This is a genomic window from Ideonella sp. (genome assembly GCF_036277275.1).
GTDB lineage: Bacteria > Pseudomonadota > Gammaproteobacteria > Burkholderiales > Burkholderiaceae_C > Ideonella.
In genome coordinates, this window is record NZ_DASUNH010000103.1 from 24,264 (window position 1) to 41,609 (window position 17,346).

Genomic DNA, 17,346 nt, shown 5'->3' on the forward strand with positions numbered 1-17,346 from the left:
CCCCCTTGGGGGGACGGCCCGCAGGGCCAAGGGGGCGCAATGACGCGTTTGTCCGTGATGCTGCTGATTGCGCTGGTGCTCAGTGGGCTGTGGCTCGTCAAGACGAGCTATGAGTCGCGCCGCCTGTTCGTCGAGATCGAGCGTGCCAAGGCCGAAGAGGCGCAACTGGCGGCCGATGCGAAACGGCTCGATGCCGAGCGCCGCACCGAAGCCACGCACCTGAAGGTCGAGCGCACGGCGCGTGAGAAGTTGTCGATGCGCCTGGCCACGGCCGACGTGACCGTCTATGTCAACGACAGCCGGCAGGGCACTGGTCAGCCGGCTCAGGAGCCGTCGCCCGCCTCCGGGCCGGCGGTGGTGGAGGCTGCGCGATGAGGGCCGTGCAGCGACAAGGGGCCACGTCGTCGCATTCGGTGCGTGGCGTCAACTACTCGACGAGCCCGCTGCTGGCGTCGAAGACACCGCCGTGGCGCAGCCGTTTCCTGGTGCTGCTGGTCGGCCTGGGCTTCCTGGCGTTGGCCGGTCGCGCGCTGTACGTGCAGGTGCTGGCGTCAGACTTCTTCCAGAAGAAGGGCGAAGAGCGTTTTGCTTCGACCGTCCAGCTGCCTGCCAGCCGCGGCCGCATCCTCGACCGCAACGGCCAGATCCTCGCGATCAGCGTCAATGCGCCGACGGTGTCGGCCAACCCGCAGCAGTTCAAGGCCAACAACGAGCAAAAACGCGCGCTGGTGTCGCTGCTGCGCCTGCCGCTGAAGGAACTCAACGCCAAGCTGGCGGACGACGGCGCCTATGTCGTGCTCAAGCGCCAGATCGACGACGGCGTCGCGCAACAGATCCGCGCGCTGCGCATCAAGGGCCTGCACGTCGAGCCCGGCTACATCCGCCGCTACCCCGAGAACGAGGCCGCCGCGCACGTGGTCGGCTTCACCGACATCGAAGACAAGGGCCAGGAGGGCATCGAGCTGACCTTCCAGCGCCAATTGCAGGGCACCACGGGTTCGCGCGGCGTGGTGAAGGACCGCCTGGGCCGGGTGGTCGAAGAGTTGGGCGAGCCGGTGGTGCCGCGTGACGGCCGCGACGTGCAGCTGACCATCGACTCCAAGGTGCAGGCGCTGGCCTACCAGCGCATCCGCGACGCCGTGCAGCAGCACAAGGCCAAGGCCGGCAGCGTGGTCGTGCTGGATGCACAAAGCGGTGAGATTCTCGCGCTGGCCAACTACCCGAGCTACTTGCCCGGCGAGCGCCGCAACCTGACCGGCGCCCAGCTGCGCAACCGCGCCATCACCGACGTCTTCGAGCCCGGCTCGACCGTCAAGCCTTTCATCGCCGCCAAGGCGCTGGAGAACGGCATCGTGCGTCCAGAGACCGTGATCGACGGCCACCCGTTCCGCGTCGGGCCGCTGCTGGTCAACGACGGCAACCACGGCGCGGACGCGTTCACCGTCGCGCAGGTGGTCCAGAAGTCCAGCAATGTCGGCACCGTCAAGCTGGCCCAGCGGCTGGACAACAAGGAGATGGGCGAGATGCTGGCCGCGCTAGGCTTCGGCACCAAGCCGCAGATCGGCTTCCCTGGCGCTGCGACCGGCAAGCTGCGGCCGTGGAAGACCTGGAAGCCGGTCGAGAAGGCGACGATGAGCTACGGCTACGGCCTGTCGGCATCGCTGTTGCAGATCGCCCGCGCCTACACCGCGATCGCCCGCGATGGCGAACTCGCGCCGCTGACGTTGATCAAGGGCGAAGAGGCGCTGCCGGCCGTGCGGGTGTTCGAGCCCGAAACCGCCCGCACGATGCGCCAGCTGATGCGCGGCACCGTCAGCAAGGAAGGCACCGCGCCGCTGGCGCAGCCGATCGGCTACTCGGCCGGCGGCAAGACCGGTACCGCCGAGAAGCAGGAAGGCAACGGCTACAACAGCGACAAGCACCGTTCCTGGTTCACTGGCATTTCGCCGATCGACAACCCGCGCGTCGTCGTTGCGGTGATGATCGACGAGCCCACTGGCGTCTACTTCGGCGGCCTGGTGGCCGCGCCCGTGTTCAAGGTAGTGGTCGAGCAGGCGCTGCGCACGTTGAACGTGCCGCCCGACCTCGAAGTGAAGGCGCCGCCGGTGACCGCGCAAAACGGCAAACCTGCCCGTGGCAAGCCGCTGACCGTGGCCCGGGCCGACGACCAGGCCGCGGCCCAAGCCACCCATTGAGACCACCATGCCCCTCACCCATTTGAAAAGCCCCGACGCTGCCGCTCGCTGGCTCAGCTCCTGGGTCACCGGCACGCTGCGCACCGACAGCCGCCAGGTCCAGCCCGGCGATGCCTTCATCGCCTGGCCGGGCTATGCGAACGACGGGCGCCAGTACGTCAAGCAGGCGCTCGAGCGTGGCGCCGCCACCTGCCTGGTCGAGCGCGACGGCATCGAGGCCTTCGGTTTCGAAGACGCGCGCGTTGCCACGCTGCCGCAGCTGAAGGCGGCCACCGGCGTGATTGCAAGCGCCTACTACCGACAGCCCAGCGGCGCGCTGCGCGTGGTGGCCACCACCGGCACCAACGGCAAGACCTCGACCGCCTGGTGGACGGCGCAGTGCCTGACCCAGCTCGGCACCCGCTGCGGCGTGGTCGGCACCTTGGGCATCGGCGAGCCGCCGCAGCCCGGCGCCCGTGAAGCCGCGATCGAGTTCACCGGCCTGACCACGCCCGACCCGGTCCTGCTGCAGCAGGGCTTTCGCCGGATGGTCGACCAGGGCTTCGGCGCCTGCGCGATCGAGGCCTCGTCGATCGGCATCGTCGAGCAGCGTCTGGCCGGCACCGCGATCGAGGTCGCGCTGTTCACCAACTTCACCCAGGACCACCTCGACTACCACGGCAGCATGGAGGCCTACTGGGCCGCCAAGCGCGACCTGTTCGGCTGGCCGGGCCTGCGCTCGGCGGTGATCAATGTCGACGATCCGCACGGTGCGATGCTGGTCGCCGGCCTGGCCGGCAAGGGCCCGCAGCTGTGGACGGTGTCGGTCACCGACGAAGCCCGCCTGCGCGCCGAAGGCGTGGCCTACCGCGATGGCGGCCTGGCCTTCGACGTGGTCGAGGGCCTGCAGCGCGCACCGGTGGCCAGCAGCCTGATCGGTGACTACAACGTCAGCAACCTGCTGGTCGTGATCGGCGGCTTGCGCGCGCTGGGCGTGCCACTGGCTGCCGCAGCGCGGGTGGCGGCGCGGGTCACCCCCGTGCCCGGGCGCATGCAACGCGTGACTTTGGCCCCCGAGCCTGACGCTGCGCGTCAGGCTCCCCCCCTCGGGGGGGCCGCGGCCAACGCTCCGGAAGTGGTGGTCGATTACGCCCACACGCCCGACGCGCTGGAGAAGGCGCTGGCCGGGCTGCGGCCGCTGGCCGAAGCCCGCGGCGGCAAGCTGTGGTGCGTGTTCGGCTGCGGCGGCAACCGCGATGCAGCCAAGCGCCCGCTGATGGGCGAGATCGCTGCCCGCCTGGCCGACCAGGTCATCGTCACCAGCGACAACCCGCGCCGCGAGCCGGCGGCGGCGATCGTCGACCAGATCATCGCCGGCATCCCGCTGCAGTCGGGCAAGGCCGAAGCCGAGGTCGACCGCCGGCTGGCCATCCACCGGGCCGTGGCGGCTGCGCAACCGAACGACGTGATCCTGGTCGCCGGCAAGGGCCATGAGGACTACCAGGAGATCGACGGTGTCAAGCACCCGTTCTCCGACGCCGCCGAAGCGGCCATCGCGCTGGGGAGCCGCGCGTGAGCCGCCGGGCCGTTCTCAAGTCGAGCTGCATCCCCTCGGGGGATCGAACAGCGCACGCCCCGGGCGAGGGGTCCACATGAACGGAATGATGACGCTCGCGCAAGCCCAAGGCATGCTGCCGGGTGCCCAGGTCGTGGGCAACCGGGGCGTGGCCTTTGCGCGTGTGCACACCGATACCCGCACGCTGCAGGCGGGTGACCTGTTCGTCGCGCTGAAGGGTGAGCGTTTCGACGCGCACGACTTCCTGGACGCCGCGCGCGTCTCGGGTGCTGTCGCGGCGCTGGCGTCGCACGGCATCGCCGAAGCGGGCCTGCCGGGCCTGCAGGTCGACGACCCGCTGCTGGCGCTGCAAACCCTGGCCAGCGCCTGGCGCCAGCGCTTCACGCTGCCGTTGGTGGCGGTGACCGGCAGCAACGGCAAGACCACCGTCACGCAGATGATCGCCAGCATCCTGCGCGCCGCCCATGGCGATTCGAGCCTGGCCACCGTCGGCAACCTCAACAACCACATCGGCGTGCCGCTGACGGTGCTGCGCCTGCGGGCGGCCCACCGCGCCGCGGTGGTCGAGCTGGGCATGAACCACCCGGGCGAGATCGCCGAGCTGGCCGCGATCGCGCGGCCCACGGTGGCACTGGTCAACAACGCGCAGCGTGAGCACCAGGAGTTCATGCACAGCGTCGAAGCGGTCGCGCGCGAAAACGGCGCCGTGATCGCGGCGCTGCCGGCCGACGGCACGGCGGTCTTCCCGGCCGACGATGCCTACACGCCGCTGTGGCGTGAGTTGGCCGGCGAGCGCCGCGTGCTGACCTTCGCGGTCGATACACCGGCCGACGTGCGCGCCAGCGCCCATTGGCAGCTCGACCACTGGCAAGTGGGCCTGGACACGGCCACCGGCCGCATCGACTTTGCGCTGCACATCGCCGGCCGCCACAACGTCAAGAACGCCGCGGCGGCGGCGGCTTCGGCCTGGGCGGCCGGCGTGCCGCTCGAAGCCATCGCGCAGGGCCTGGCGGCGTTCACGCCGGTCAAGGGGCGCTCGCAGGTCAAGCCCTTGAGCGTGGCCGGCCAGCCGCGCACGCTGATCGACGACAGCTACAACGCCAACCCCGACTCAGTGCGCGCGGCGATCGACGTGCTGGCCGAGTTGCCCGGTCCGCGCTGGCTGGTGATGGGCGATATGGGCGAAGTCGGCAACCAGGGCCCGGCTTTCCATGCCGAGGTCGGCCGCCATGCGCGCGATCGCGGCATCGAGACCATCTGGTGTGTCGGTGACCTGATGCGCCACGCCGCGCAGGCGGCCGGTGCTCGCCACTTCGAGACCGTGGCCGAGCTGCTGGCGGCGCTGAACGAGGCGCTGCCTTACGCGTCGGTGCTGGTCAAAGGCTCACGCTTCATGAAGATGGAGCAGGTCGTTGCTGCCTTGCAGTCCGGAGGCACCCATGCTGCTTAGCCTGGCCCAGTGGTTGCAGACGCTGTACCCCGAGCAGTTCGGGTTCCTGCGCGTGTTCCAGTACCTGACGTTCCGTGCGGTGCTGGCGGCGATGACCGCGCTGCTGATCGGCCTGGTCTTCGGGCCCTGGGTGATCCGCCGGTTGACCGAGCTGAAGATCGGCCAGCCGATCCGCTCGTACGGTGTCGAGACGCACATCGTCAAGGCCGGTACACCGACGATGGGCGGCGCGCTGATCCTGATCGGCATCGCGATGGCGACGGTGCTGTGGAGCGACTGGAGCAACCGCTTCGTCTGGATCGTGATGCTGGTGACCTTCGGCTTCGGCGCGATCGGCTGGGTCGACGACTGGCGCAAGGTCGTGCTGAAGGACCCGGAAGGCATGCCTTCGCGCGAGAAGTTCTTCTGGCAGTCGATCATCGGCCTGGTGGCTGCGCTGTACCTCGCGTTCAGCGTCTCGGAGACCTCGAACCTGCGCGTGCTGGAGCTCTTCCTGCGCTGGGTCCAGAGCGGCTTCTCGAACGACCTGCCGCCCAAGGCCGACCTGATGGTGCCGTTCTTCAAGACCATCAGCTACCCGCTGGGCGTGTTCGGCTTCATCGGGCTGACCTACTTCGTCATCGTCGGTGCCAGCAACGCGGTCAACCTGACCGATGGGCTGGACGGCCTGGCCATCATGCCGGTGGTGCTGGTCGCTTCTGCCTTGGGCATCTTTGCTTACGTGACCGGCAACTCGGTCTACTCGCGCTACCTGCTGTTCCCCTACATCCCCGGCGCCGGCGAGCTGATGATCTTCTGCGCGGCGATCGCCGGTGCGGGCCTGGCCTTCCTGTGGTTCAACGCGTACCCGGCGCAGGTCTTCATGGGTGACGTCGGCGCGCTGGCGCTGGGCGGCGCGCTGGGCACGATCGCGGTCATCACGCGGCAGGAGATCCTGCTCGGGATCATGGGCGGTGTGTTCGTGATGGAAGCGCTGTCGGTGATGGTGCAGGTGGCGTGGTTCAAGTACACCAAGAAGCGCTACGGCGAAGGCCGGCGCATCCTGCTGATGGCGCCGCTGCACCACCATTTCGAGAAGTCCGGCTGGAACGAGACGCAGGTCGTGATCCGTTTCTGGATCATCACGATGCTGCTGTGCCTGGTCGGTTTGGCCAGCTTGAAATTGCGTTGAGGGAGATCGAGTGAATCACTTGAAAGACCTCTCTGTGTTGGTGCTGGGCCTCGGCGACTCGGGCCTGGCGATGGCGCGCTGGTGTGCCCGCCACGGCGCCCGGGTGCGTGTGTGGGACTCGCGCGAAGCGCCGCCCCAGGCTGCCGCGCTGGCACTGGCCGTGCCCGAGGCGGTGCTGATGACCGGCCCGTTGCCGGCCGATCGGCTCGAAGGCATCGGTGACCTGGCCGACGTCAAGCTGGTGCTGAAAAGCCCCGGCCTCGCGCCGAGCGACGAGCGCATCGCGCCGCTGCTGGCGGCCGCGCGCGCGCGTGGCCTCGCCATCCAGGGTGAGCTGGATCTGTTTGCCCGCGCGCTGGCCGACTTGAAGGCCGAGCGCGGCTATGTGCCCAAGGTGCTGGCGATCACCGGCACCAACGGCAAGACGACGGTGACCTCGCTGACGGCGATGTTGGTTGCGCGCACCGGCGCCCGCGTGGCGATGGCCGGCAACATCGGCCCGACGATGCTGGACACGCTGTCCGCTGCGCTGGACCTGGAGCCGCCGCCCGGCGAGGAAGCCGCCGACGACGAAGACACCACCGCGCCGCAGGCCCTGCTGGATGCCGCGGCACGCGCAGCGTCGATCGACGTGCCTGTCCCGGCGCCGGGCCCAGCGCAGCAAGACGACTACGACGATCGGCCGACGCTGCCAGGCGCGTTCGTCGATGGCCGGGCGCTGGACGACCGCACGGTGCCGATGCCGCTCGATGCCGACGCCACCGGCCTGACGCCGGACTCGATCGACGTGCCGGTGGACGTGACCGGCGTGGCCAATTCGGTTGACCTGACGGTCGACGTCAGCGGCGTCGCGAACCAGGTCGACATGACGACCGACGTCAGCGCGGTGGGCGACAACGTCGACCTGAACGTTGAGTTGAGCCTGAAGGAAACCTCGATCGACCTGCCGATCGAAGGCCAGGGTGCGGGCGACGACGAGGGGCCGCTGCAACTGGCACCGCCGCCGCCCGCCGCCCCGGTGTTCGAGCACCTGCCCGACGTCTGGGTACTGGAGCTGTCGAGCTTCCAGCTCGACGGTGTGAAGGGTTTCGAGCCCAACGCCGCGACGGTGCTGAACATCACGCAAGACCACCTCGACTGGCATGGCGACATGGCGGCCTACGCGGCGGCCAAGGCGCGCATCTTCGGCGAACAAGGCCTGATGGTGATCAACCGGGACGACGCGATGGTCGAGGCGATGGTGCCAGCGCCGGTGATGGTCAAAGGAGGGCGTGGCAAGGCGGCCAAGGCGATCACGCGGCCGACGCTGCGTTTCGGCCTCGATGCGCCGCAGCGCCCGGGCGACTTCGGCCTTGTCACCGAAGGCGGCATGGCCTGGCTGGTGCGCGCGCTGCCGGCTGACGAGACGATCAAGCGCCGCAAGGACGAAGACGAAGAGATCCACCTGCAGCGGCTGATGCCGGCCGATGCACTGCGCATCCGTGGTCGTCACAATGCGTCGAACGCGCTGGCCGCGTTGGCGCTGGCCACCGCGATCGGCTGCCCGCTGGCACCGATGCTGCATGGCCTGCGCGAGTACCGCGGCGAACCGCACCGCGTCGAGCCGATCGGCTTTGTCGGCGGCATCGAAGCAGTGGACGACAGCAAGGGCACCAACGTCGGTGCGACCGTGGCTGCGTTGAACGGCCTGGGCGCCGATCGCGTGGGCAGCAAGCTGCTGGTCATCCTCGGCGGCGACGGCAAGGGGCAGGACTTCGGCCCGCTGGCGACGCCGGTGGCGCGCTACGCCCGCGCGGTCGCGACGATCGGCAAGGACGCGGAGACCATCGAAGCCGCGTTGGCGTCGACCGGCGTGCCGCTGCAGCGGCATGCGACGCTTGAGGCCGCGGTGCGCTGGTGCTACGCCCAAGCTCAAAGCGGTGACGCGGTGCTGCTGAGCCCGGCCTGTGCCAGCCTGGACATGTTCCGCAATTACGGCCACCGCGCCGAGGTGTTCGCCGGGACGGTGCGTGAGCTCGCCGCCGAGCGCGGGGAGGTGCTCGAGTGACGAACCACACCGCGGCCGCCGCCCCGGGCAGCAGCTGGCGCCAGCGCGTCGCTGCGCTGCTCGCGTGGCGCCCGCGCGCGGGTGCCGGCGGCGAGCGCCTGCCGATCCGCGATTGGGTCTCGGTCGGCAGCGGCAAGCCGACGACGGTGTCCGGCTTCGACCAACCGCTGGCCTGGGTCGTCACCGCGCTGCTCGCGTTGGGCCTGGTGATGGTGTATTCGGCTTCGGTCGCGATGCACGACAACCCGAAGTTCGCGAACTACGCGCCGACCTACTTCCTGAACCGGCAGGCGATGTTCATCGCGATCGGTTTTGTTGCCGCGCTGGTGACGCTGCAGATCCCGATCGCCGTGTGGGAGAAGTGGGCGCCGTGGTTGTTCGCCGCGTCGCTCGCGACGCTGATCGTCGTGCTGGTGCCCTTCATCGGCAAGGGCGTCAACGGTGCGCGGCGCTGGATCCCGCTGGGCATCATGAGTTTCCAGCCCAGCGAGCTGGCCAAGCTGGCGATCGCGATGTACGCGGCAAGCTACATGGTGCGCAAGATGGAGGTCAAGGAGAACTTCGTCAAGGCCGTGTGGCCGATGGCGGTGGCGCTCGGTGTGATCGGCGTGCTGCTGCTCGCCGAGCCCGACATGGGCGCCTTCATGGTGATCGCCGCGATCGCGCTGGGCATCTTGTTCCTCGGCGGCGTGAACGGCCGCATGTTCTTGCTCAGCGTGATGGTGCTGGTGTGTGCCTTCGTGCTGATGATCGCGTTCAGCGAGTTCCGCCGCGAGCGCATCTTTGCCTACCTCGACCCGTGGAACCCCGAGTACGCGCAGGGCAAGGCCTACCAGCTGACGCACTCGCTGATCGCCTTCGGTCGTGGCGAGTGGTTCGGCCAGGGCCTGGGTCAGTCGATCGAGAAGTTGTCGTACCTGCCCGAGGCCCACACCGACTTCCTACTCGCGGTGATCGGCGAGGAGCTGGGCTTCGTCGTCGTGCTGGCGGTGATCCTCGCCTTCTTCTGGCTGACCCGCCGCATCTTCGTCATCGGCCGCCAGGCGATTGCGCTCGACCGCGTCTTCGCCGGCCTGATGACCCAGGGCATCGGCATCTGGTTCGGTGGCCAGAGCTTTATCAACATGGGTGTGAATTTGGGGCTGCTGCCGACCAAGGGCTTGACCTTGCCGTTGCTGAGCTACGGAGGTTCGGGTGTTTTGATGAACCTCGTGGCGCTCGCGATCGTTCTCCGTGTTGACCAGGAGAACAGGCAGATGATGAGGGGAGGCCGTACGTGACGCGCCACCTCGTCATCATGGCGGCGGGCACCGGCGGTCACGTGATCCCCGGTCTCGCCGTCGCGCGCGAAATGCAGGCGCGCGGCTGGGCCGTCAGCTGGCTCGGCACCGAAGGCGGCATGGAGAACAAGCTGGTGCCGCCGTCCGGCATCGCGATGGACCGGCTCGCCTTCAGTGGCCTGCGCGGCAAGAACTTGCTGCAAACCTTGACCGGCGGCCTGCGCATGCTGAAGGCTTTCTGGGACTCGGCGCGCATCCTGCGTGCGCGATCGGCCGATGCGGTGCTGGGCATGGGCGGCTATGTCTGTTTCCCGGGTGGTTTGATGGCTTCGCTGCTGGGCAAGCCGCTGATGCTGGTCAACGCCGATGCCGGCCTGCTGCTGAGCAATCGCGCCCTGCTGCCGGTGGCCGACCGCGTGGCTTTCGGCTTCGACGGCCCGGCCGCCACCAAGGTCAAGCAGGGGCTGGTGACCGGCAACCCGGTGCGCGCCGAGATCGAGAACCTGGCACCGCCCGAAGTGCGTTTCGAAGGCCGCAAGGGCCCGCTGCGCATGCTGGTGGTGGGCGGCAGCCTGGGCGCCAAGGTGCTCAACGAAATGGTGCCGGCCGCACTGGCGCAGATGCCGCTGGAGCGCCGACCGATGGTGATGCACCAGACCGGCATGGCCCACCTGGACGAAGTTCGCGGCCGCTATGCAACGCTCGGCGTTCAGGCCGAAGTGCAGCCCTTCATCGACGACATGGCGAGCTACCTCGAGGCTTGCGACCTGATCGTCTGCCGCGCCGGCGCGATCACCGTCAGCGAGCTGTGCGCGGCCGGCGTGGCCAGCGTGTTGGTGCCGCTGGTGGTCAGCACGACGGCGCACCAGAAGGACAACGCCGCCTGGATGGCCGACCGCGGGGCGGCACTGCATTTGCCGCAGACCGCGCTGACGCCGCAGACGTTGGCCGAGATGCTGCAAAAACTGGACAGGGAGCAACTGCTGGCGATGGCCCAAAAGGCCAAACTGCTGGCGCGACCCCAGGCGGCTGCGAAGGTGGCCGACGAGATCGAAAGGATGACGTCATGAAGCATGCCGTCAAGCACATCCACTTCGTTGGCGTCGGCGGCGCGGGGATGAGCGGCATCGCCGAGATCCTGCACAACCTCGGCTACGTGGTGTCGGGCTCCGATCAGTCGGACACGCCGACCACGCGCCGTCTGGCGGAGTTGGGCATCCGCATCACGCACGGCCACGAGGCCTCGTACATCACCGGCGCCCAGGCCGTGGTCATCTCGACCGCGGTGAAGGGCGACAACCCCGAGGTGATCGCTGCGCGTGCGCACCGCATACCAGTGGTGCCGCGTGCGGTGATGCTGGCCGAATTGATGCGCCTGAAGAAGGGCATCGCGATCGCCGGCACGCATGGCAAGACGACGACCACCTCGCTGGTGACCAGCGTGCTGGCCGAAGCCGGTGTCGACCCGACCTTCGTGATCGGCGGCAAGCTGAACTCGGCAGGGGCGAACTCGCGCCTGGGTTCGGGTGACTTCATCGTCGTCGAGGCCGACGAGTCGGATGCGTCGTTCCTGAACCTGATGCCCATTCTCAGCGTCGTGACCAACATCGACGCCGACCACATGGACACCTACGGCCACGACTTCGCGAAGCTGAAGCAGGCCTTTGTCGAGTTCGTGCACCGCATGCCGTTCTACGGCGCCGCCATCCTCTGCGGCGACGATCCCGGCGTGAAGAGCATCGTGCCGATGATTTCGCGCCCGGTCATCACCTATGGCTTCGGCGACGATGTGCAGGTGCGTGCGGTCGACGTGCAGGCGCTGCCGGGCGGCCAGATGCGATTCACCTGCGAGCGGCGCAACGGAATCGCAATGCCGCCGCTCGCGATCACGCTGAACCTGCCGGGCGAGCACAACGTACGCAATGCGCTGGCCGCGATCGCGGTGGCGACCGAGCTGGAGCTGGCCGACGAGCCGATCGTGCGCGCCTTGGCGCAGTTCAGCGGCGTCGGCCGGCGCTTCCAACGATATGGCGAGCTGATGGCCAAGGAAGGCGGCCGCTTCACGCTGATCGACGACTACGGCCACCACCCGGTCGAGATGGCGGCGGTGATCGCCGCGGCACGTGGTGCCTTCCCTGACCGGCGTCTGGTGCTGGCGTTCCAGCCGCACCGCTACACCCGTACCCGCGACTGCTTCGAGGACTTCGTCAAGGTGATGGGCCAGGCCGACGCGGTGCTGCTGACCGAGGTCTACCCGGCTGGCGAATCACCGATCGTCGCGGCCGATGGACGTGCGCTGGTGCGTGCGCTGCGCGTGGCCGGTAAGGTCGATCCGGTGTTCGTCGACGACGTGGCCGAACTGCCGGCCGAGATCTGCGGCTTCGCGCGCGACGGCGATGTGGTGATCGCGATGGGTGCGGGCTCGATCGGTGCGGTGCCGGCGCAGGTGGCCGAGATGGCGGGGGGTGCCGCATGACGGCCGTGGATGTGAAGAGTCTGGGCAAGGTCGCCGTGCTGATGGGCGGCGATTCGGCCGAGCGGCCGGTGTCGTTCATGTCGGGCAACGGGGTCCTGGCCGCGTTGCAATCGCAGGGCGTCGATGCGCATGCGTTCGATCCGTCCGAGCGCAACCTCGAAGCCTTGAAGGCCGAGGGTTTTGCGCGTTGCTTTATCGCGCTGCATGGTCGCCACGGCGAAGACGGCACCGTGCAAGGCGCGCTCGAGCTGCTGGGCATCCCGTACACCGGCTCCGGCGTGATGGCCTCGGCGATCGCGATGGACAAGGTGATGACCAAGCGAGTGTGGCTCGCCGAGGGTCTGCCTACGCCGCGGTACCGTCTGCTGGGTCTGGGCCAGCACGGCAACGAGGTCACGCGTCTGGTGCCGGACGATCTGGGGCTGCCCTTGATCGTCAAGCCGGTGCGTGAAGGCTCGTCGTTCGGCGTCACCAAGGTCCAGGGCTATTCGCAGATGCAGGACGCGGTGATGCTCGCGGCGAGTTTCGATGCTGATGTGCTGTGCGAAGAGTTCATCGATGGCGAAGAGGTCACCTGCCCGGTGCTGGGTGAGGGCGACTCGGCCGTGGCGCTGCCGGTTGTGGGCATCAAGGCCCCCGACGGCAACTACGACTACGAACACAAGTACGTGTCGAATGACACTAACTACCTCATTCCAAGCGGCCTGCCGACGCACGAGGAAGAAGAGATCCAGCGCATCGTGCTCAAGGCCTACCGCGTGCTGGGCTGCCGCGGCTGGGGCCGGGCCGACCTGATGATCCGCGCGAGCGACCGCAAGCCCTTTCTACTGGAAATGAACACCTCGCCGGGGATGACCAGCCACTCGCTGGTGCCCAAGTCGGCGGCCGCGGCCGGCATGAACTACGAGCAGCTGTGCCTGCACCTGCTGGCCGGTGCGACCCTCGACTCGATCAAGAAAGCGCAGGCGTGATCGAGATGGCCACGACCGTTGCCAATGAGCTGCCGCCCGACGTGCGCATGATGAACGCCACGGCGCTGGCGATCATCGTGCTCGCCGGCACGGTGCTGCTCGCGGCCGGCGCGGCCTGGTTCGCGCGCCAGCCGGTGTTCGCGTTCCGCTCGATCCGGCTCGAAGGCGAGGTCACGCGCAACAGCGCCGCAACCATCCGCGCCAACGCGGCGCCGCGTCTGGCGGGCAATTACTTCACGCTCGACTTGCAGGCTGCGCGGCGCGCGTTCGAGAGCGTGCCCTGGGTGCGCCATGCGGTGATCCAGCGGGTGTTCCCGAACCGCCTGGTGGTGAAGATGGAAGAGCACCACCCGGTGGCGGTGTGGAAGGGTGACGAAGGCAACGACCGGCTGGTCAACTCCCACGGCGAGGTTTTCGAGGCCAACCTCGGTGATGTCGACGAAGACAACCTGCCCGAATTTGCCGGCAGCGACGATGCAGCCGCCGCGGCTGTGCTGGCGATGTACCGCCAGCTGCGGCCTGTGCTCATGCCGTTGGACTTGACGCCGACGCGCGTGGCCGTCTCAGACCGCGGCTCGTGGCGGGTGGAGCTGGACAACGGCGCCGAGGTCGAGCTGGGCCGCGGCAGCCAAGAAGAAGTGGTGGCCCGCGTGGCGCGCTTCGTGCGAACGGTGACGCAGGTCGCCGCACGCCAGCGTCGCAGCTGGGACCATGCCGACCTGCGCCACGCCGACGGCTACGCGCTACGGATGAAAGGCCCGGTTGCCCCCGTGGTGGCCGCCAGCGAGCCGAACGAATGAGGGATAAGAACTGATGGCCAAGGAATACAAGGATCTCGTTGTCGGGCTCGACATCGGCACCGCCAAGGTGATGGCGGTGGTGGCCGAGGTCATGCCCGGCGGCGAGCTGCGCGTGGCCGGGCTCGGTGTGGCCAGCTCGCACGGCCTGAAGCGCGGCGTGGTCGTGAACATCGACGCGACGGTGCAGTCGATCCAGCAGGCGTTGAAAGAGGCCGAGATGATGGCCGCCTGCAAGATCGAGCGCGTCTACACCGGTATCACCGGCAGCCACATCCGCGGCCAGAACTCGACCGGCATGGTGATCGTGCGCGACAACCGCGAGGTGACGCCGGTCGACGTCGCGCGCGTGATCGAGACCGCCAAGGCGATCAACATCCCGAACGACCAGCGGCTGCTGCTGGTCGAATCGCAGGAGTTCGTGATCGACGGCCACGAGGTGAAAGAGCCGATCGGCATGAGCGGCAGCCGGCTCGAAGTCAAGGTGCACATCGCCACCGGTGCGCAGAGCGCGGCGGAGAACATCCTGAAGTGCGTGCGGCGTTGCGGGCTGGAAGTGGAGCAGCTCGCGCTGTCGCCCACGGCTTCCGCCGCGGCGGTGCTGACCGAAGACGAGAAGGACCTCGGCGTCGCGGTGGTCGACATCGGGGCCGGCACGACGGACGTCGCGATCTTCACCGGCGGCTCGATCCGCCATACGGCCGTGATTCCGATCGCCGGTGATCTGATCACCAGCGACATCGCGATGGCGCTACGCACGCCGACCAAGGATGCGGAAGAGATCAAGGTCGAGTACGGCGTGGCCAAACAGCTGCTGGCCGACCCGAGCGAACAGGTCGAAGTGCCTGGCCTGGGAGACCGCGTGCCGCGCATGCTCAGCCGCCAGGCGCTGGCCGGCGTGATCGAGCCGCGCGTCGAAGAAATCTATTCGCTGGTGCACCAGGTGATCCGCGATTCGGGCTACGAGGAGCTGCTCTCCTCGGGCATCGTGATCACCGGCGGCACCGCGGTGATGCCGGGCATGGTCGAGCTGGGCGAGGACATCTTCCTCAAGCCCGTGCGCAAGGGCCTGCCGACCTATTCCGGCGCCTTGTTCGACATGGTGGCCAACCCGCGCTCGGCCACCGTGATGGGCTTGCTCGAAGAAGCGCGGCTGGCCCACACGCGTGGCCACAAGGCGGCCCAGCAGGCAGGTTCGGTGACAACCTTCTTTGGCAAAGCCAAGGATTGGCTTTTGGGGAATTTCTAGGGGTTCAAAGCGAAGACGAGAGCCCCGAATACGGGGCCGGGATCTTGGGACTCAACAAGAAACGAAGGGCCGCTCCCGAGTTTCTTGATCCCCCTCGGGGGCGGGCTGGGCGCAGCCCGGCCCTGGGGGTTAACGGCAAACACAGTACGGCAACTGCAACACAGACGACGGAGGTTATATGGCCATCGAGATGATCGAAGAATTCGACCAAGGCACGCAGATCAAGGTGATCGGCGTTGGGGGTGGTGGCGGCAATGCCGTCGAGCACATGATCACGCAGGGGGTTCAAGGCGTGGAGTTCATCTGCGCCAACACCGATGCGCAGGCGCTGAACCGCAGCGCGGCCGCCGCCCTGGTGCAGTTGGGCACCACCGGCCTGGGCGCGGGCTCCAAGCCCGACGTCGGCCGCGGCGCGGCCGAAGAAGCGGTCGACCGCATCCGCCAGGCGATCGACGGCGCGCACATGCTGTTCATCACCGCCGGCATGGGTGGCGGCACGGGGACCGGCGCGGCACCGGTGATCGCGCGCGTGGCCAAGGAAATGGGCATCCTGACGGTTGGTGTGGTGACCAAGCCCTTCGACTTCGAAGGCGGCCGCCGCAGCAAGCAGGCCGATGCCGGCGTGGCCGAGCTGGAAGCCAACGTCGATTCGCTGATCGTGGTGCTGAACGAGAAGCTGCTCGAAGTGCTGGGCGACGACGTTACGCAGGACCAGGCCTTCGCGCACGCCAACGACGTGCTGAAAAACGCCGTCGGTGGCATCAGCGACATCATCCACATCCCGGGCCTGGTCAACGTCGACTTCGAAGACGTGAAGACCGTGATGAGCGAGCCCGGCAAGGCGATGATGGGCACGGCGATGGCCGGTGGCCCGGACCGCGCCCACAAGGCGGCTGAAGCGGCCGTGGCCTGCCCGCTGCTGGAGGGCATCGACCTGTCCGGCGCGCGAGGCGTGCTGGTGCTGATCGCTGCCGCGCGCTCGACCTTCAAGCTGGCCGAGAGCAAGAACGCGATGAACACCATCCGCCGTTACGCCGCGGAAGATGCGCACGTGATCTACGGCACCGCCTACGACGACAGCCTGGGTGACCAGCTGCGCGTCACGGTGATCGCCACCGGCCTGTCGTCGATCCGCCGTGCGCAGGCACCGCTGACCGTGATCCAGACCCAACCGCAGCTACGCACCGGCACCGACAACCTGCCGCTGCTGAACAACCCGGTGGGCCATGGCGCACAGGTCGGCACCGCGACGCTGACCACGCCGGCCGCGATGCCGCAGCAGGACTACAGCCAGCTCGCCACGCCCAGCGTGTGGCGCACCGGCCGTACCCAAGCCGCGGCGAAGGTCGAAGCGCTGAGCTCGAACGGCATGGACGAGATCGAGATCCCGGCGTTCCTGCGCAAGCAGGCGGATTGAGGCCCCCACGGCCCCTCCGGGGGCCTGCCCCCCGAGGGGGCTGAGCCCGGACATGAAAGGTCCAGTGGACCTTTCATGTCTGGCGAAGGGGCGGGCCACTGGCCCGCCGCGGTCCGCAAGACCGCGCAGCGGACCGGCAAAGCCGGATCCGCGCACGCCACTTGACGACGAGCGCCGCTTCGCGCGCCCGAAATACGGCGCGATTCTTACGTGCGCCGCCCGTCGACGCTGAATCGCCCCGGGCCGAGGGCCGCGGCCAGCAACAACCCGCCGGCAGCCGCCAGGTTCTTGAAGAAGGCCTGCTGCTGCAGCATCTGCTGCTCCGGCGGCACGGCCCAGAACGCGTGGAAGATGGGCGTGATGACGAACACGAACAGGGCCAACCCGAGTGCCGCCCAGCGAGCCTGCCACCCGATCAGCAACAGCAGGCCGAGCCCCAGCTCGGCTGCGATCGCCAGGGCCGCGCAGACCTCCGGCATCGGCACGCCCTTGGACGCGATGTATCCCACGACACCGGCAAAACCGGTGACCTTGCTGAAGCCAGCCGGGATGAACAACAACGCCAGCAGGGCCCGGCCCACCAGCGACAACGTGTCTTGAACCGCAGGGGACATCGTCATCACGAACTCCTTGAGGACAGGGAATCACGAAATGAACCTGGGCCGCCTCACACTTGAGGAACACGGCTGAAGCAGCGCTCGCGGCAGCCCGAAGAGGTGACACCCCACCGGGTGTCCC

General features: G+C 68.3%; 14 protein-coding genes. 13 read left to right on the top strand and 1 reads right to left on the bottom strand.

Translation table 11 applies throughout. The annotated features are described in order from the left end of the window. Nucleotides 1-39: 39 nt before the first annotated feature. The 13 genes from ftsL (at nt 40) to ftsZ (ending at nt 16,608) form a co-directional block, all read left to right on the top strand. Nucleotides 40-375, top strand: coding sequence for a cell division protein FtsL (ftsL, locus tag VFY73_RS17200; protein ID WP_329720952.1), 336 nt, complete (start codon nt 40-42; stop codon nt 373-375). Further along, nucleotides 372-2,195 carry a penicillin-binding protein 2 gene (locus VFY73_RS17205; protein ID WP_329720954.1) on the top strand — a complete coding sequence of 608 codons (1,824 nt, stop codon included), beginning with the start codon at nt 372-374 and terminating at the stop codon, nt 2,193-2,195. Before ftsL ends, VFY73_RS17205 begins: the two co-directional genes overlap by 4 nt. A gap of 7 nt (nt 2,196-2,202) precedes the next feature. After that, the gene (locus tag VFY73_RS17210) at nt 2,203-3,750 is read left to right on the top strand and encodes a UDP-N-acetylmuramoyl-L-alanyl-D-glutamate--2,6-diaminopimelate ligase (RefSeq protein WP_329720956.1); all 1,548 of its coding nucleotides are present in this window, start codon (nt 2,203-2,205) and stop codon (nt 3,748-3,750) included. A gap of 85 nt (nt 3,751-3,835) precedes the next feature. After that, nucleotides 3,836-5,200 (top strand): UDP-N-acetylmuramoyl-tripeptide--D-alanyl-D-alanine ligase, encoded by a 1,365-nt coding sequence (locus VFY73_RS17215; protein ID WP_329720994.1) that lies wholly within the window; start codon nt 3,836-3,838, stop codon nt 5,198-5,200. Continuing rightward, complete coding sequence (mraY, locus tag VFY73_RS17220; RefSeq protein WP_329720958.1) at nt 5,190-6,371, top strand: phospho-N-acetylmuramoyl-pentapeptide-transferase; 1,182 nt, start codon at nt 5,190-5,192, stop codon at nt 6,369-6,371. Before VFY73_RS17215 ends, mraY begins: the two co-directional genes overlap by 11 nt. Nucleotides 6,372-6,381: 10 nt before the next feature. Beyond that, nucleotides 6,382-8,418, top strand: a complete 2,037-nt coding sequence (murD, locus tag VFY73_RS17225) for a UDP-N-acetylmuramoyl-L-alanine--D-glutamate ligase (protein WP_329720960.1) — start codon at nt 6,382-6,384, stop codon at nt 8,416-8,418. Continuing rightward, the gene (ftsW, locus tag VFY73_RS17230; RefSeq protein ID WP_414654480.1) at nt 8,415-9,698 is read left to right on the top strand and encodes a putative lipid II flippase FtsW; all 1,284 of its coding nucleotides are present in this window, start codon (nt 8,415-8,417) and stop codon (nt 9,696-9,698) included. Before murD ends, ftsW begins: the two co-directional genes overlap by 4 nt. Before the next feature lie 17 nt (nt 9,699-9,715). Next, entirely contained in the window at nt 9,716-10,768 is a 1,053-nt protein-coding gene (murG, locus tag VFY73_RS17235) for an undecaprenyldiphospho-muramoylpentapeptide beta-N-acetylglucosaminyltransferase (RefSeq protein ID WP_414654484.1), read from the top strand. Next, nucleotides 10,765-12,174, top strand: a complete 1,410-nt coding sequence (gene murC / locus VFY73_RS17240) for a UDP-N-acetylmuramate--L-alanine ligase (RefSeq protein WP_329720964.1) — start codon at nt 10,765-10,767, stop codon at nt 12,172-12,174. Before murG ends, murC begins: the two co-directional genes overlap by 4 nt. Then, on the top strand, nt 12,171-13,145 hold the full coding sequence (locus VFY73_RS17245) for a D-alanine--D-alanine ligase (RefSeq protein ID WP_329720966.1): 975 nt from the start codon (nt 12,171-12,173) through the stop codon (nt 13,143-13,145). The genes murC and VFY73_RS17245 overlap by 4 nt, the downstream gene beginning before the upstream one ends. A gap of 5 nt (nt 13,146-13,150) precedes the next feature. Further along, the gene (locus VFY73_RS17250) at nt 13,151-13,945 is read left to right on the top strand and encodes a cell division protein FtsQ/DivIB (RefSeq protein ID WP_329720968.1); all 795 of its coding nucleotides are present in this window, start codon (nt 13,151-13,153) and stop codon (nt 13,943-13,945) included. A 13-nt stretch (nt 13,946-13,958) separates the two neighbouring features. After that, nucleotides 13,959-15,191, top strand: coding sequence for a cell division protein FtsA (ftsA, locus tag VFY73_RS17255; RefSeq protein WP_329720970.1), 1,233 nt, complete (start codon nt 13,959-13,961; stop codon nt 15,189-15,191). 178 nt (nt 15,192-15,369) lie between these two features. Then, complete coding sequence (ftsZ, locus tag VFY73_RS17260; RefSeq protein ID WP_329720972.1) at nt 15,370-16,608, top strand: cell division protein FtsZ; 1,239 nt, start codon at nt 15,370-15,372, stop codon at nt 16,606-16,608. A gap of 206 nt (nt 16,609-16,814) precedes the next feature. On the opposite strand, the gene VFY73_RS17265 is transcribed toward ftsZ, so the two are convergent. After that, nucleotides 16,815-17,228 carry a DoxX family protein gene (locus VFY73_RS17265; protein ID WP_414654481.1) on the bottom strand — a complete coding sequence of 138 codons (414 nt, stop codon included), beginning with the start codon at nt 17,226-17,228 and terminating at the stop codon, nt 16,815-16,817. Between the last annotated feature and the right edge of the window lie 118 nt (nt 17,229-17,346).

What these genes read in the sequence shown, in the direction of transcription:
- ftsL (WP_329720952.1), top strand. Translation starts at nt 40, where the DNA reads ATGACGCGTTTGTCCGTGATGCTGCTGATTGCGCTGGTGCTCAGTGGG.
- VFY73_RS17205 (WP_329720954.1), top strand. Translation starts at nt 372, where the DNA reads ATGAGGGCCGTGCAGCGACAAGGGGCCACGTCGTCGCATTCGGTGCGT.
- VFY73_RS17210 (WP_329720956.1), top strand. Translation starts at nt 2,203, where the DNA reads ATGCCCCTCACCCATTTGAAAAGCCCCGACGCTGCCGCTCGCTGGCTC.
- VFY73_RS17215 (WP_329720994.1), top strand. Translation starts at nt 3,836, where the DNA reads ATGATGACGCTCGCGCAAGCCCAAGGCATGCTGCCGGGTGCCCAGGTC.
- mraY (WP_329720958.1), top strand. Translation starts at nt 5,190, where the DNA reads ATGCTGCTTAGCCTGGCCCAGTGGTTGCAGACGCTGTACCCCGAGCAG.
- murG (WP_414654484.1), top strand. Translation starts at nt 9,716, where the DNA reads ATGGCGGCGGGCACCGGCGGTCACGTGATCCCCGGTCTCGCCGTCGCG.
- murC (WP_329720964.1), top strand. Translation starts at nt 10,765, where the DNA reads ATGAAGCATGCCGTCAAGCACATCCACTTCGTTGGCGTCGGCGGCGCG.
- VFY73_RS17245 (WP_329720966.1), top strand. Translation starts at nt 12,171, where the DNA reads ATGACGGCCGTGGATGTGAAGAGTCTGGGCAAGGTCGCCGTGCTGATG.
- VFY73_RS17250 (WP_329720968.1), top strand. Translation starts at nt 13,151, where the DNA reads ATGGCCACGACCGTTGCCAATGAGCTGCCGCCCGACGTGCGCATGATG.
- ftsA (WP_329720970.1), top strand. Translation starts at nt 13,959, where the DNA reads ATGGCCAAGGAATACAAGGATCTCGTTGTCGGGCTCGACATCGGCACC.
- ftsZ (WP_329720972.1), top strand. Translation starts at nt 15,370, where the DNA reads ATGGCCATCGAGATGATCGAAGAATTCGACCAAGGCACGCAGATCAAG.
- VFY73_RS17265 (WP_414654481.1), bottom strand. Translation starts at nt 17,228, where the DNA reads ATGACGATGTCCCCTGCGGTTCAAGACACGTTGTCGCTGGTGGGCCGG.